This is a genomic window from Actinosynnema sp. ALI-1.44 (assembly GCF_001984155.1).
In the GTDB taxonomy this organism is placed as follows: domain Bacteria; phylum Actinomycetota; class Actinomycetes; order Mycobacteriales; family Pseudonocardiaceae; genus Kibdelosporangium.
This window is the reverse complement of the sequence record NZ_MTQO01000048.1, coordinates 153,489-166,401: the sequence shown is the minus strand read 5'-3', so window position 1 is coordinate 166,401 and position 12,913 is coordinate 153,489. Positions and strand designations below refer to the sequence as shown.

General features: G+C 67.6%; 19 protein-coding genes. 7 read left to right on the top strand and 12 right to left on the bottom strand.

Features of this window, described 5'->3' with window-relative positions:
* The first annotated feature begins 86 nt into the window (after nt 1-86).
* Together ALI144C_RS28335 and ALI144C_RS28330 are read left to right on the top strand one after the other, a co-directional pair.
* The gene (locus tag ALI144C_RS28335; protein WP_237774351.1) at nt 87-650 is read left to right on the top strand and encodes an AAA family ATPase; all 564 of its coding nucleotides are present in this window, start codon (nt 87-89) and stop codon (nt 648-650) included.
* Complete coding sequence (locus ALI144C_RS28330) at nt 608-895, top strand: RloB domain-containing protein (RefSeq protein WP_083753453.1); 288 nt, start codon at nt 608-610, stop codon at nt 893-895. Before ALI144C_RS28335 ends, ALI144C_RS28330 begins: the two co-directional genes overlap by 43 nt.
* Here the strand turns inward: ALI144C_RS28330 and ALI144C_RS28325 are convergent.
* A complete protein-coding gene (locus ALI144C_RS28325) occupies nt 892-1,152 on the bottom strand; it encodes a DUF2530 domain-containing protein (protein ID WP_076990231.1) in 261 nt (86 codons plus the stop codon). The two genes, ALI144C_RS28330 and ALI144C_RS28325, sit on opposite strands and share 4 nt — an antisense overlap.
* Before the next feature lie 143 nt (nt 1,153-1,295).
* Between ALI144C_RS28325 and ALI144C_RS28320 the strand changes: the two genes are divergently transcribed.
* Genes ALI144C_RS28320 through ALI144C_RS28310 form a run of 3 tightly spaced genes read left to right on the top strand, consistent with a single transcriptional unit; the run spans nt 1,296 to nt 4,550 of the window.
* Nucleotides 1,296-2,741, top strand: a complete 1,446-nt coding sequence (locus ALI144C_RS28320) for an NCS2 family permease (RefSeq protein ID WP_237774350.1) — start codon at nt 1,296-1,298, stop codon at nt 2,739-2,741.
* Between the two features lie 50 nt (nt 2,742-2,791).
* The gene (locus tag ALI144C_RS28315) at nt 2,792-3,223 is read left to right on the top strand and encodes a MarR family winged helix-turn-helix transcriptional regulator (RefSeq protein ID WP_076990229.1); all 432 of its coding nucleotides are present in this window, start codon (nt 2,792-2,794) and stop codon (nt 3,221-3,223) included.
* Between the two features lie 4 nt (nt 3,224-3,227).
* Nucleotides 3,228-4,550, top strand: a complete 1,323-nt coding sequence (locus ALI144C_RS28310; protein ID WP_076990228.1) for an MFS transporter — start codon at nt 3,228-3,230, stop codon at nt 4,548-4,550.
* Between the two features lie 326 nt (nt 4,551-4,876).
* Here ALI144C_RS28310 and ALI144C_RS28305 read toward each other — a convergent pair whose 3' ends face one another.
* The 4 genes from ALI144C_RS28305 to ALI144C_RS28290 form a co-directional block, all read right to left on the bottom strand.
* On the bottom strand, nt 4,877-5,506 hold the full coding sequence (locus ALI144C_RS28305) for a superoxide dismutase (RefSeq protein ID WP_076990227.1): 630 nt from the start codon (nt 5,504-5,506) through the stop codon (nt 4,877-4,879).
* Between the two features lie 100 nt (nt 5,507-5,606).
* Nucleotides 5,607-6,257, bottom strand: coding sequence for a biliverdin-producing heme oxygenase (locus ALI144C_RS28300; protein ID WP_076990226.1), 651 nt, complete (start codon nt 6,255-6,257; stop codon nt 5,607-5,609).
* A 56-nt stretch (nt 6,258-6,313) separates the two neighbouring features.
* Nucleotides 6,314-6,910, bottom strand: a complete 597-nt coding sequence (locus ALI144C_RS28295) for a TetR/AcrR family transcriptional regulator (RefSeq protein ID WP_076990225.1) — start codon at nt 6,908-6,910, stop codon at nt 6,314-6,316.
* A gap of 9 nt (nt 6,911-6,919) precedes the next feature.
* A complete protein-coding gene (locus ALI144C_RS28290; RefSeq protein ID WP_076990224.1) occupies nt 6,920-8,416 on the bottom strand; it encodes a glutamate--cysteine ligase in 1,497 nt (498 codons plus the stop codon).
* A 189-nt stretch (nt 8,417-8,605) separates the two neighbouring features.
* On the opposite strand from ALI144C_RS28290, the gene ALI144C_RS28285 reads away from it, so the two are divergent.
* Both ALI144C_RS28285 and ALI144C_RS28280 read left to right on the top strand, forming a co-directional pair.
* Entirely contained in the window at nt 8,606-9,400 is a 795-nt protein-coding gene (locus tag ALI144C_RS28285) for a TrmH family RNA methyltransferase (RefSeq protein WP_076990223.1), read from the top strand.
* Between the two features lie 8 nt (nt 9,401-9,408).
* On the top strand, nt 9,409-9,981 hold the full coding sequence (locus ALI144C_RS28280) for a DUF2537 domain-containing protein (protein ID WP_076990507.1): 573 nt from the start codon (nt 9,409-9,411) through the stop codon (nt 9,979-9,981).
* A gap of 8 nt (nt 9,982-9,989) precedes the next feature.
* Here the strand turns inward: ALI144C_RS28280 and ALI144C_RS28275 are convergent, their stop codons facing one another.
* The 7 genes from ALI144C_RS28275 to ALI144C_RS28250 all read right to left on the bottom strand — a co-directional run bounded on the left by ALI144C_RS28275 (nt 9,990) and on the right by ALI144C_RS28250 (nt 12,903).
* Nucleotides 9,990-10,547, bottom strand: coding sequence for a hypothetical protein (locus ALI144C_RS28275; RefSeq protein ID WP_076990222.1), 558 nt, complete (start codon nt 10,545-10,547; stop codon nt 9,990-9,992).
* Nucleotides 10,544-11,077 carry a DUF6286 domain-containing protein gene (locus tag ALI144C_RS28270; protein WP_076990221.1) on the bottom strand — a complete coding sequence of 178 codons (534 nt, stop codon included), beginning with the start codon at nt 11,075-11,077 and terminating at the stop codon, nt 10,544-10,546. Before ALI144C_RS28270 ends, ALI144C_RS28275 begins: the two co-directional genes overlap by 4 nt.
* Nucleotides 11,074-11,400, bottom strand: coding sequence for a hypothetical protein (locus ALI144C_RS28265; protein ID WP_076990220.1), 327 nt, complete (start codon nt 11,398-11,400; stop codon nt 11,074-11,076). Before ALI144C_RS28265 ends, ALI144C_RS28270 begins: the two co-directional genes overlap by 4 nt.
* A gap of 2 nt (nt 11,401-11,402) precedes the next feature.
* Nucleotides 11,403-11,579 (bottom strand): hypothetical protein, encoded by a 177-nt coding sequence (locus ALI144C_RS55775; RefSeq protein WP_168211367.1) that lies wholly within the window; start codon nt 11,577-11,579, stop codon nt 11,403-11,405.
* A gap of 65 nt (nt 11,580-11,644) precedes the next feature.
* Complete coding sequence (locus tag ALI144C_RS28260; protein WP_076990219.1) at nt 11,645-12,130, bottom strand: Asp23/Gls24 family envelope stress response protein; 486 nt, start codon at nt 12,128-12,130, stop codon at nt 11,645-11,647.
* Between the two features lie 81 nt (nt 12,131-12,211).
* A complete protein-coding gene (locus ALI144C_RS28255; protein WP_076990218.1) occupies nt 12,212-12,541 on the bottom strand; it encodes a hypothetical protein in 330 nt (109 codons plus the stop codon).
* Nucleotides 12,538-12,903, bottom strand: coding sequence for an Asp23/Gls24 family envelope stress response protein (locus tag ALI144C_RS28250; RefSeq protein WP_237774349.1), 366 nt, complete (start codon nt 12,901-12,903; stop codon nt 12,538-12,540). The genes ALI144C_RS28255 and ALI144C_RS28250 overlap by 4 nt, the downstream gene beginning before the upstream one ends.
* Nucleotides 12,904-12,913 lie beyond the last annotated feature (10 nt).

Genomic DNA, 12,913 nt, shown 5'->3' with positions numbered 1-12,913 from the left:
GGTTCGATGAACCGCTTGTGTCGAACTTCGCCGACGAGTTGATCGGGATGCGGTCCCGCCGACTGCGTCCATCGGGGGTTTTCGGTTTGACCGACCTGTACTGGCGCACTATCCAGTCCGACATGGATGGCCAGTCCAAGGTGCTGTCGATGCTGCGACTGGCGGATCTCGGCATAAGCGGAATTTCGATCGACCAGCACGAGGGCGAGCGGCGGGTGCGTCTTGTGCACCAGGCGGGCACCGAAGAAGTGCCGTTTGACTTCGCAGCGGAATCGGAAGGAACCCGCACCTGGTTCAAGCTGATCGGGCACGTTCTCACCGCGTTGGAATTGGGCTCGGTGTTGGTGCTCGACGAGCTGGATGCCAGCCTGCACCCCGTTCTGTCCGCACAGTTGATCAGGCTGTTCCATGCCCCGGAGACAAACCCCAAGGGCGCTCAGCTGATCTTCACCTCGCATGACACGAGTCTGCTCAACCACCTCAACCGGGACGAGGTCTGGCTGACCGAGAAGAACGACGGCGCGACGAGGCTAGGCGCGTTGGCGGAGTTCGCCGGTGAGCGGGTCCGGAAGTCGCAGAACCTGGAAAAGGCCTACCTGCACGGCAGATTCGGTGCGCTACCCGATGTCCGTGCTTCGAGCTGTGGCTGATCCTGCATCACAAGGATCATGCCGCCTTCCTGACCACGTCCGATGCCGAGAAGAAGAGCCGTGCGCTGGACAAGCGTGCGGGCAAGCGGATCGACCCGCAGTTGTACATGCCTCTGCGGAAAGCGGCGATGAACCGTGCGGACCGGCTGACCCGGCGCCACGAGCGCAACCAGACTGTGTTTCCCGACGACAACCCCTCGTCCACGATGGGTGAGTTGCTCATCGCGATCGAGCCGGAGAACTAAAGACCCTGCTGGGCTGTTTTCGAGCCGCGCCGGACGGCTGATCGCTGCCAGGTCATGATGGCCATGCCGATTCCGCCGAGTGCCGCACCCGTGAGCGCGGTCCATGCCAGGATGCTCGGGCCGGTGAACAGGGCGACCACCAGGATGCCGAGCCAGACGACTTCGCCGACGATGACGATCCGGAACAGGTCGACCAGCCGCGCCGGTGGGGGTGGCGGCGGCGGGAGCGACTTGCCGGTTTCCTGAGTGGACTCCACACCGTGCAGGCTACCTGGCCCGGCACTTCCCCCTCCGGGCGCGAGAACCTATTACGCGCAGCGCGGCCGTGTGGGTGAGTCCCCGCTCTGACCTGCGGGTTACTCTTCCGCCGAACACCGGCGCCGAGTGGATGGGCGAGACGATGGCCACCAGCAGGATCGATCGCTTCTTCAAGATCACCGAGCGTGGTTCCACCACCGGCAGGGAGATCAGAGGTGGGCTGGTCACGTTCGTCACGATGGCGTACATCGTCGTGCTGAACCCGCTGATCATCGGCTCCTTCGCCGCCGATGGCCCGTCCGCGCACCGCGACGTGCTCGGCAACGTCCTGCCCTCTCCCCAGGTCGCCGCCGTGACAGCGCTGGTTGCCGGGGTGCTGACGATCCTGTTCGGGGTGGTCGCCAACTACCCGTTCGCACTGGCGACGGGTCTCGGGATCAACAGCTTCCTCGCGGTGACGCTGGCGCCGCAGATGACGTGGCCCGAGGCGATGGGCCTGGTGGTGCTGAACGGCCTCGTCGTCATGGTGCTTGTGCTGACAGGCGTGCGCACGGCCGTGTTCAACGCTGTGCCGCAGCCGTTGAAGGCCGCGATCGCCGTCGGCATCGGTCTGTTCATCACGCTCATCGGCCTGGTGGACGCCGGGTTCGTGCGGCGGATCCCGGACGCAGCCAATACGACTGTCCCCGTCGGGCTCGGCATCTCCGGGTCGATCGCGTCGTGGCCCACGCTGGTGTTCTGCGTCGGCCTGCTCGTCACCGGGGTCCTGGTGGTCAAACGGGTCAAGGGCGCCATCCTGATCGGTGTCCTGTGCTCGACGGTCTTCGCGATCGTGCTGGAGGCTATCGTCAAGGCCGGTCCGTCACAGGGCGTGAACCCCAAGGGCTGGAGCCTCGGCTACCCCGCGATGCCCGACCAGGTCGCCGGGCTGCCGGACCTGTCGCTGCTCGGGGAGTTCTCGTTCGGCGCGTGGAGCCGGGTGCCCGCGCTGACCCTGTGCCTGCTGCTGTTCACGTTGATCCTCACCGACTTCTTCGACTCGGTCGGCTCGATGACCGGCCTGGGCAAGGAAGCCGGGCTGATCGGCAAGGACGGGCAGCTGCCCGGGGTGGGCAAGGCGCTGTTCATCGACTCGGTCGGCGCTGTCGCCGGTGGTGCGGCGTCGAGCAGCTCCAACACGGTCTACATCGAGTCGGCGTCCGGGATCGCCGAGGGCGCGCGGACCGGGCTGGCGAACGTGGTCACGGGCCTGCTGTTCATCGCCGCGATGTTCTTCACGCCGCTGTACCGGGTCGTGCCGGTCGAGGCCGCCGCTCCGGCGCTGGTGATCGTCGGTGTGCTGATGATGGCGCAGATCAAGGAGATCGACTTCACCGACTTCTCCTTGGCGCTGCCCGCGTTCCTGACCATCGTGGTCATGCCGTTCACGTACTCGATCGCCAACGGCATCGGCGCGGGGTTCATCAGCTTCGTCGTCCTGCGGATCGTCTCCGGCCGGGCGAGGACTGTGCACCCGTTGCTGTGGGTGATCGCGGCGGCCTTCGTCGCGTTCTTCGCGGTCGGCCCGATCCAGAGCGCCATCGGGTGACGTTGCGTGACATTCGACTCGATCCGCAATTCATGAGGTATGCTAACTATGTGTCCGGTGCTGCCGATGACCACTCGCTGACCAGCCGACTCCGGCTGGCGGTGATGCGGCTCAACCGCAGGCTTCGGGCGCAACGGACAACCGAGTCGGTCACGTTGAGCCAGGTCTCGGCGCTGTCGAGCCTGCACAAGTGCGGCTCCATGACGCCAGGCGAACTGGCGGCGCGGGAAGGCGTCCAGCCGCCCTCGATGACGAGGGTGATCGCCGCGCTGGAGGACATGGGCTACATCCGCAAACGGGCCCACCCCAACGACGGCAGGCAAGTGATCGTCGAGCTGACCGAGCGGGGGCTCGGCTACATCGAGGCGGATGTCGCCGCGCGCGAGGCGTGGCTGCACGCCCGACTGTCCGAACTGGACGAGACCGAGCGGGCCACGCTGCTGCGCGCGGCCGAGATCATCGACAGGATGGCGGGGCAATAAAGACGTGCTGACCGGCGCGGGTGGGACCCGAGAGAAGAAGAACGAGACCTTCGACTCAGACCTACCCCCACCGCCGGAGCAGCCCAGGCAAGGCACCTTCGCGTCCTTGCGGATCCGCAACTACCGGTTGTTCTTCTCCGGCCAGATCATCTCCAACGTCGGTACCTGGATGAACCGGATCGCCCAGGACTGGCTGGTCTTCACCCTCACCGGCAACAACCCCGTCGCGCTCGGCGTCGCGGCCGCGCTCCAGTTCGCGCCGACGCTCCTGCTTTCCCTCTACGCCGGTGTCCTCGCCGACCGGCTCGACAAGCGCAAGCTGCTGATCGCGTTGCAGTCCGCGATGGCGGGCTGTGCCGTGGTCCTCGGTGTGCTGGACATCTCCGGCCTGGTGCAGATCTGGCACGTGTACGTGCTGTGCTTCGTGTTCGGTTGTTTCGTCGCGCTGGAGACACCGGTCCGGCAGTCGTTCACCAGCGAGATGGTCGGCGTCTCGCAGATCACCAACGCCGTCGCGCTGAACTCGTCGTCGTTCAACCTGGCCCGCGTGGTCGGCCCGGCACTGGCCGGCCTGCTGATCATCTGGGTCGGTACGGGCACGGTCTTCATGATCAACGCGGTGACCACGGTCGCGGTGATCACCGGTCTGCTGATGATGCGACCGTCCGAACTGCACAGGGGCCCGGCGGTGCCGCGCAGGAAGGGGCAGTTGCGGGAGGGCCTGCGTTACGTGCGCGGCCGCCCGGACCTGGTGGTCGTGATGACCCTGGTGTTCTGCGTGAGCACGTTCGGCATCACGTTCTTCACCACGCTGGCGATCATGGCCGCGAACGTCTTCCACAAGGAAGCCGACGGCTACGGACTGTTGTCCACGATGCTCGCGGTCGGCACGCTCGCGGGCGCGTTGCTCGCGGCTCGCCGCAGCGTGCGGGGCACACCGAAGATGCGGATGGTGTTCGGTTCCGCGCTGCTGTTCGGGGTGCTGGAGATCGGCGCGGGCCTGATGCCGACGTACCTGTCGTTCGCGCTCGCCCTGATCCCGGTGGGTCTCGTGCTGATGACGTTCATGAACACGGCGAACACCACCGTGCAGATGTCGGTGGACCAGGAGATGCGCGGTCGTGTGATGGGCCTGTACATGCTGGTGTTCCTCGGCGGCAACCCGATCGCCGGGCCCATGTCGGGCTGGCTCGCCGACCAGTTCGGTGGCCGGACCACGTTCTTCTTCGGCGGTGCGGTGTCCGTTGTGGCCGTGCTGGTGCTGTGGACGATCCTGCGCTGGCGGGCGCGATCCGGAAGAGACCTAACAGGACATGGGGCGTCCTGACCTGAGGCAAGGCTGCTGGCGATCACTCGTACGGGGTATGTCGCGCAGACGGCTGTTGCGGACGAAGTGAGGGTAGGCTAACCTCATACACGTCCGCTTCGTGGTGGGAGCGGCAGTCAGTTCGGGAACAGTGAGAGCCCCGGTCCGCCGACCGGGGCTCTCCTCTATGTCGTGAGTGTTTTCGCCGGATGGAACCCGCCTGACCACTCACGAGGGGTGGGGACGGCGAAAGCCCCCGGCCGTGCTGAGCCGGGGGCTTTCACCCGTGTGGCAGCTTCGCTTGTCGGAGCATCCGCCGCCAGGTCTGGAAAATCAGGCCTGTCTGGTCAGGCCTGGGGCACGCGCAGGCCGTTCAGCCCGTTGCGGGCGTCGACGAAGCGCTGGTTGACGTCCTCCCAGTTGACGACATTCCAGAGCGCGTTGATGTAGTCCGCCTTCACGTTGCGGTACTGCAGGTAGTACGCGTGCTCCCACACGTCGAACGCCAGCAGCGGCGTCGTGGCGATGGAGAGGTTCGCGTGGTGGTCCTTGAGCTGCTGGGTGAGCAACCGCTGGCCGACCGGGTCCCACGACAGGATGCCCCAGCCGGAGCCCTGGATCGTGGTGGCCGCCGCGTTGAGCTGGGCGCGCAGCTTGTCGAACGAGCCGAAGAACTCGTCGATCGCGGCCGCCAGCTCGCCGGTCGGCTTGTCGCCGCCGTTCGGGCTCAGGTTCTTCCACCAGACCTGGTGCAGCGAGTGCCCGGCCAGGTTGAACGCCAGCGTGGTCTCCAGGCCGACGATCGAGCCGAAGTCGCCCTTGTCACGCGCCTCGTCGATCTTCTCGATCGTGTCGTTGGCGCCCTTGACGTACGCGGCGTGGTGCTTGCCGTGGTGCAGCTCGTTGATCTCGCCGATGATGGCCGGTTCGAGGTCGCCGTAGTCGTAGTCCAGGTCCGGCAGGACGTACTGGGCCATCGGCCCTCCCTCACGGATAGGTGACACAAGTATTTGGTACTTGCAACCTACTCGCAACAGAAGGCCGACGCCGGACCGGCCCAAGGTGAGAAGCGTCAACTCAGGACATGGAATACCTGGGCATGTCCTCGGCAAGGGCGGCGAACAGGCCGACGTTGAGCTCGTACGCCCGGACGCTCTCCATGATGAAGTTCCTGCGCTCCTGCGCGTCCCACGGCGCCGTGTTGAGCAGTTCCCGGTAGTTGTCGCGGAACTTCGGCGCGCTCGGGATCTGGTCGAACACGTAGAACATCGAGCCCGGCCCGGTGATGCCGTGCAGGTTCTTCAGCTTGTGCCGGATGATCTGGCCGCCCGCGATGTCACCGAGGTAGCGCGTGTAGTGGTGCGCCACGAACCCGCCTGACCAGGACGTTCCCGCTTCGCGGATGCGTTCGCAGTACGCCGCGGTCGCGGGCAGCGGCTTGACCACCGACTCCCACGACGGGCCGAAGTAGAACGCCATGTCCTCGCGCAGCGCCGCCCTGCGGTAGAGCTCGGGGAACACGAACCTGCCCGCGATCGGGTCCTCGCGCACCTGCTCGGCGGTGTCCTCCAGTGCGGAGTAGACGAAGTACAGCTGGCCGGCCAGGTCGGCGAACGCGTCGACTGACAGTTCTCCACCGAGCAGCGCCGAGATGTACGGCGAGTGGTTTGCCTGGTCGTGGACAGGCAGCGTCGCAGCTCGAAGGGTTTCCGCGAAGGTCGGGCTCATACGTCCGTCTCCTTTTCTGACACAGCTGTCAGAAAAGGATAGGCGATCTCTCCCGGTTAGGCCACCCTAACTCCCACAGCTCGCAGGATGAAGCGCACCGCGGTCTCGATCGTGTCGTCGAGCTCCGGCCCGGCGTCGACGACCTCGCGCGATGCCAGGCTCGCGGTGACCATCGTGATCACCACGTCGACGTCCTCGTCGATCATCTGCCCGGCGGCGATCCCCCTGGTCAGGATCGACCTCAACTCGGCCGTGATCGGGTCGACGTGCTCGGCCATCCGCTGGTAGGCCTCCGGCGAGAGCAACGCGTTGAGCTTCGCGCCGGGCGGCGTGTGCCGTCCGGCCAACACCCGCAGTTGCATTCGGACGAAGATCGACAACGCCTCGACCGGGTCCGCCACCGCGGCGAGCGCCTCGCGCAGCCGCACCACGTACTGCGCGGTCTCGTGCTCGACGAACGCGACGAGCAGCGACTCCCGGTCGGGGAAGTGGTTGTAGATCGCCGTCCGGCCGACCCCGGCGGCGGAGGCCACACCGGACAGCGTGATCGCGTCGAAGCCGCGCGTGTACAGCAGCGTGCGCATCGCGTCGAACACCTTCGTGCGCACCTGCGAACGATGCTCGGCGAGCGACTCGCCGAGGATTTTCGGCATCCTGTCAGATTAGCCGACCGGCCACGTGTGTACAGGCTCACCGGTGTGCATCAACTCGATGTACGCGCGCAACATGCCGACCAGCGCCCGGTCCCTGCTCATCCCGCGCTGCTCCATCCTGGCCACGGTCTCGCGTTGCCACGAGGCGCCGTTGCGCCGGGCGACGCAGCGTTGCTCGATGATGTCCAGGTACCGCTCCCGTGCGGTGTCCGAGACGCCGCAGTCGCGCAAACCCTCGTGTGCCATGGGAAGCAGCCTGCGCAACACGAGCTCGTCCGGCGGGATCCAGCCGATGCCCGGCCAGTACAGCTGGGCACCGAGTCCGTGCCGCGCCGCCGAGTACAGGTTCTCCTCGGCGGCCTGGAACGACATCTGAGTCCAGAGTGGACGGTCCTCGTTGACCAGTGCGCGCTGTGCGCCGTAGAAGAACGCGGCGTTGGCGACCAGATCGACGACAGTCGGTCCGGCGGGCAGGACCCGGTTCTCCACGCGCAGGTGCGGCGCGCCGTCGACCACGTCGTACACCGGCCGGTTCCACCGCCACACGGTTCCGTTGTGCAGCCGCAGTTCCCGCAATGTGGGCGCACGGCCCTCGGCCAGCTCGGCCATCGGGTCCTCGTCCTCGATCTCGGGCAGCAGGCCGGGGAAGTACCGGACGTTCTCCTCGAAGAGGTCGAAGATCGACGTGATCCACCGCTCGCCGAACCACACTCTCGGTCGTACGCCCTGGTTCTTGAGCTCCTCCGAACGGGTGTCGGTCGCCTGCTCGAACAGCGGAATCCTGGTCTCGTGCCAGAGCGCCTTGCCCAGCAGGAAAGGTGAGTTGGCCGCGAGCGCGACCTGCGGTCCGGCCAGGCATTGCGCCGCGTTCCAGTGCGCGGCGAAGTCCTCGGGTGCGACTTGCAGGTGCAGTTGCGCCGACGTGCACGCGGCCTCCGGGAGGATTGACTCGACGTAGCAGCGCAGCCGGTCCGGCGCCTGGCCGGGCATCGGGTCGCCCTCCATGTTCAACAGCATCTCCTCGCCGCGCGCGGCGAAGATGCGCTCGTTGAGCATCCGGTAGCGGCCGTGGGGGGAAAGCCAACGGGCGTCGAAATGCTCTTCCCGGATCGTGGGAAGGATGCCGATCGTGACCAGGTCGGCGCCCGCGTCGTGCGCCTTGGAGTTGGCTCTGGTCAACGAAGCCCTGATGTCCTGCTCCAGCTCCACCGCGCCGTTGCCGTCCAGCGGTCGCGGCCGCACGTTGAGCTCGAGGTTGTGCTGGCCCAGTTCCAGTGTGAAGTCCGGATCGTTGATCTTCTCGAGCACGACGGTGTTGGTCATCGCCGGAGCCAGCCGGTCGTCGATGAGGTTGAGCTCGATTTCCAGGCCCATGTGCCTGCGGTGGAACGCGAACGTCTCGCTGTTGAGCATCGCCGCGAGCGCGTCGAGACACTGCTTGATTTTCCGGCGGTATCGTTGACGATCCTCACGGGTACGGGCCCCGGTCGTCACGTGGACTCCCATGCCGCCTCCCCTTCGCTCGGCTCGGCGTCACCAGCGGGAAATCCAACGTTGACACAGCAACCAACGGAATCGCTAGCGGCCAAATCGGTGCTGTCAGTCACCCTCGGATAACGCTCCGCTGTAGCAGGGCCTTCGGTCAAGGCAGGGTCTCCCGTCAGGCGGGAGTACCAACCATGGGAAGATCGGCACGTGGCCGACGTGATCCGGATAACAGATCCGGCAGATCCGCGACTGGACGACTTCCGCGACCTCACCACGGCCGACCGCAGGCCGGACCGGCCCGGCGGGAAGGGCCTGGTCATCGCGGAGGGCGTGGTCGTCGTCCGGCGCCTGCTCGCCTCGCCGTACCCGGTGCGGGCCCTGCTCGGGGTGCTGCGGCGGATCGACGAGCTGGACGCCGAAGTGGACAGTGCGGTTCCGGCATACGTCACATCAGCCGACGTGATGGCCGAAGTCGTCGGGTTCCACCTCAACCGCGGCGTGCTCGCGGTCGCGGACCGGGCCAGGCCGTGGGAGCTGGCCGACCTCGCCGGGCTGAAGAGGCTCGTTGTCCTGGAAGGCGTCGGCGATCACGAGAACCTCGGCTCGCTGTTCCGCAACGTGGCCGCGCTCGGCTTCGGCGGTGTCGTGCTCGGACCAGGGTGCAGTGATCCGCTGTACCGGCGCAGCGTGCGGGTGTCGATGGGGCACGTGCTCGCGGTGCCGTTCACCACCGTGACGGAGTGGCCGGGTGCGTTGAAGTACCTGCGGGACAACGGGTTCCAGGTGCTCGCGCTGACACCGAGGCCGGACTCCGTGCCGCTGTCGGATGTCAGCACCGAGGGCAAGGCGGCCGTGCTGCTGGGTTCGGAAGGGCCGGGCCTGACCGATGAGGCGATCGACGCGGCCGACCACGCCGTACGCATCCCCATGTCAGGCGGTGTGGACTCGCTGAACATAGCAACAGCAGGTGCTGTTGCCTTCTACGCGCTGGGGCCTGGTTAGCTGTGCCGGTGGAACTGCGCACGAACGGCGAGCGAGCGGAACTCGTCGCGCCGGATGAAGGGGTCGTCGACCCCCGGGTGCTCGACGTGCCGGACGACTTGATCATCTCGTTGACCGAGTGGGCCCAGGTCGTGGCCGCGATGCAGCGCACGGACGCGCCCGAGGACGCCTCCGCCGCCGTGCTGGTTTCGCGGCGCGGAATGCAGCTGGCCGACCGGCTGTCGTCGGTTCTGGAGACCCCTGTGCGGTACCACGATCCGCTGACCGGCGAAGTCCTGTTCGTGGACGCCGCGCCCGCGCCCCAACGGCAGACGCCTCAACCGGAGCCGACGCCGTGGCTCACAGGACTGACCGTCAGCGCGTTGCTGGCGGTCGTGACGCTGTCGGCCGTGCTGACGTTGGCTATCACGTTGAGCGACACCAGCGCGTTGCTGGCGCTGGGGGCGAACGTCGTGGTGACGGCCGGGCTCGCGCCGTCGATCTGGCTGGCCCGCCGGGTGCTGATCTGGCGGTGGGTCGCGCTCGGTGTCGCGGCCGGTCTCGCGCTCGGCTGGGTCGCGATGGTCTTCGTCCTGCTCTGAGGACCCGCTCACCGGATCCGGGGGCCGGTTTTGGCCGTGCAGCGGAATTCGACGCGGGCCGGGAGTTCCGGCAGTTCGAGCGCCTCGCGCAGCCTGGGCAGTCCTTCGTCGTTGATCCTGCGGCGGACCTCGCCGAGGTCGGCGTCCTGGTTGACGCGGATCAGCAGGACGAGCAGCGGAGATGCCGGTCTGCCGGTCATCCGGGCGTCGACCGAACGGACTTCGGGATAGCCGCCGACCTCGTCGGTGAACGGTTGCACGGCGACAGTGCCGGGCAGCGTCGTGCGGCCGCGCCCGGACGTGCTGCCCAGTTGCCATGTGGTGGTTTTCGGCTTGCGGTTGAGCTGCGCGACCAGCCAGCCGACACACAACAGGCCGAGGACCACCGCGCCGCCTGCCGCCACGACCAACACCCACGTCGGTGGCAGCGCTGTGCCGGGAACGAGTGGCCTGGACCACCGCATGAAGTACGCGGTGACGGCGAAGCCGCCCGCGGCCAGCAGAACCAGCCCGCACAACGCCAGCACGGACCTGTTCAGCCTGGCCGGGCGGTTGAGGCTGGTCATGACTCGCTCCTCGGTGCCTTCACCTTCACGGTGAGCTGGTGTTGCCTGGCCAGACCGACGTGGTCGAGGCGCTGTTCGACGGCGGCGCGGACGGCGTCGGCGAGGCCGTCGGTGACGGTCCTGTCGGTGCGAACGACCGTGCGCACACGGGCCCTGCGCACCTTGACCACAGCGTTGGTGACGCCGTCGACCTTGGCGGCGTCCCGCAGCGCCGTGCGGAGGCTCGTCCGGGAGATCGCGGCGTCCGTCGTGCTGTCGTCCGGCGCGAGCCCCAGGATGCGTGATCTGCCGGGGACGACAGCGGACAGCACCAGCAGCAGACCGATCAGCGCCACGGCGCCACCGGCGATCGCGGGCACCAGGTCAGTCCACTGTGTCTGGTGAATCCGGGTGGCCACGGCGTCGTAGCTGACCAACGGCGGCTCGTCGAGCAGCAGCTGGACCGCCGACACGGCGACGACGACACACACGCCAAGCAACACCACAGCGGTCAGCACGGCGGGCAGACCGCGGCGAGGCCTTCGGATCATTGCACCCTCCGGTGCTCCTTGCGGTCGGATGTCAACGCGGTGACCGCTATGTCCACTTGCGACACGGTCATGCCGGTCAGCTGTTCGACCCGCTCGATCAGGTGGCCGCGCAGTCGTTCGGTCGCGGCGCCGACCGGCGCGGGGTACCGCAGGCCGACGCGGATGTCGAGCGCGGTCGTCGTCCCGGCGACCTTGGCGTTCGTCTTGGCCGACACCACATCCGGGTCTTCCGCGGCGGCCGCCTGTGCGACACGGGCAACGACGCGGTCAGCCACGGTGGTCCGGCCCCGATCGACCAGATCGGGTAGCACTGCGGCGGTCATGCTCAGTCCCTGTCCCGGCCGAGCAGCTGGGCGAGGTCCAGCTTGCCGTCCGCGACGCGCCCGGCCAGCAGCCCGAGCGTGCCGAACACGACGACCAGCAGGAACGCGGTGAAACCGCCGAACGCGGCGGCCAATCCGAGAGCGAGCCCGGTGAGCAGGCCCAACGTCGTGCCACTCATGGATTTCTCCTTACTGGGGGGGAGCGCCGGGAGCCGCCACGCCGGGCAGCGGCTCCCCGGTCGGCTCACTGGACGCGGCTGGTCTCGGGTTCGCTGCCCTCGTCGTCGCCGGGCAGGTGGATGTCGTTGACGTTGATGTTGACCTCGACCACCTCGAGGCCGGTGATCTGCTCGATCGCGGTGATCACGTTGCGGCGCACGGTCCTGGCCAGGTCGTTGATGGCCACGCCGTACTCGACGACGATCTCGAGGTCCACGGCTGCCTGCTTCTCGCCCACCTCGACCGACACGCCCTGGCCGACGCTCGCCGACGCGCCGGGGATGCGGTCGCGGATCGCGCCGAGCATCCGCGCGGTGCCGCCACCGAGGGCGTGCACGCCACTGACCTCACGCGTCGCGAGACCCGCGATCTTCTGCACCACGACGTCGGCGATGGCGGTGTTGCCGTCCTCGGTCTGCAGGCCGCCAGCGCGCTTGGTGAGCGCGTTGCCCGGCTCCGTGCCCTGGTTCTTCTGGGTCGACGGCGTCTTCTCGGCTGTGGGGTTCGTCATTGCTACTCGTCTCCCGTTCTCGTCGGGGCCGGTGCGGCCTCCGGACTGGCACATCGGTAAGACCCGGCTGTAGTTCGTTCGTCACGGCCCGCTGCTGTGACGACTGTCGCGTTTGAAGGCAGCGCGGTCGACATCGGTGACCACGATCTCCAGCCGTGCGCTCGCCCAATCGGTCGCGACGAGCACAGGGCGGATCACCGCGTTGGCCTTGCCGAGCAACGCGGGCAGCGGCAGCCGCGTCGCCACAACCTGAACCCGGACAACGTCTTCGCTGACCTCGACGGCCAGGGTGTCCCAGTCCCACGGCACCCACGACGCCACGGGCGTGGTCGACGGCGTCGACGGCCGCAGGCCGTCCACTTTGTTCAGTGCGGTCAGCACCGCTCGCGTCACGTCGTCCTTCGGGCTCACGATGTCCGCCTTGGCACGTCGATGTCGAGGATGGTGACCAGCACCGAGGACACCGCCAGACCAGTCGCGGTGCACACGGCGCCGGTGACGGCGTCCTGGACCAGCCGTGCCGTGACGGCGGCCTGGTCCTGGCCGGAGACGGCAACGTCGACCTCGATGGCCGCGCTGCCGTCCGCCGCGAACCGCACCCGGACACCCTCGGTGGGCGCCGGGTCGAGACCTTTCACACGCTGGCGGGCCATCCGCGCCACGGAGCCCGCGAGGTCGCCAAGGCCGGGTTGCACGCGCACACCGGGCACGCCATCGGCCGCGTTCACCGCGACCGCGGCGACCACCGAGCCCGACACAACGCTCTCGAACACGCACACTCCC

What these genes read in the sequence shown, in the direction of transcription:
- ALI144C_RS28320 (WP_237774350.1), top strand. Translation starts at nt 1,296, where the DNA reads ATGGCCACCAGCAGGATCGATCGCTTCTTCAAGATCACCGAGCGTGGT.
- ALI144C_RS28305 (WP_076990227.1), bottom strand. Translation starts at nt 5,506, where the DNA reads ATGGCCCAGTACGTCCTGCCGGACCTGGACTACGACTACGGCGACCTC.
- ALI144C_RS28300 (WP_076990226.1), bottom strand. Translation starts at nt 6,257, where the DNA reads ATGAGCCCGACCTTCGCGGAAACCCTTCGAGCTGCGACGCTGCCTGTC.
- ALI144C_RS28295 (WP_076990225.1), bottom strand. Translation starts at nt 6,910, where the DNA reads ATGCCGAAAATCCTCGGCGAGTCGCTCGCCGAGCATCGTTCGCAGGTG.
- ALI144C_RS28290 (WP_076990224.1), bottom strand. Translation starts at nt 8,416, where the DNA reads ATGGGAGTCCACGTGACGACCGGGGCCCGTACCCGTGAGGATCGTCAA.
- ALI144C_RS28275 (WP_076990222.1), bottom strand. Translation starts at nt 10,547, where the DNA reads ATGACCAGCCTCAACCGCCCGGCCAGGCTGAACAGGTCCGTGCTGGCG.
- ALI144C_RS28270 (WP_076990221.1), bottom strand. Translation starts at nt 11,077, where the DNA reads ATGATCCGAAGGCCTCGCCGCGGTCTGCCCGCCGTGCTGACCGCTGTG.
- ALI144C_RS28265 (WP_076990220.1), bottom strand. Translation starts at nt 11,400, where the DNA reads ATGACCGCCGCAGTGCTACCCGATCTGGTCGATCGGGGCCGGACCACC.
- ALI144C_RS55775 (WP_168211367.1), bottom strand. Translation starts at nt 11,579, where the DNA reads ATGAGTGGCACGACGTTGGGCCTGCTCACCGGGCTCGCTCTCGGATTG.
- ALI144C_RS28260 (WP_076990219.1), bottom strand. Translation starts at nt 12,130, where the DNA reads ATGACGAACCCCACAGCCGAGAAGACGCCGTCGACCCAGAAGAACCAG.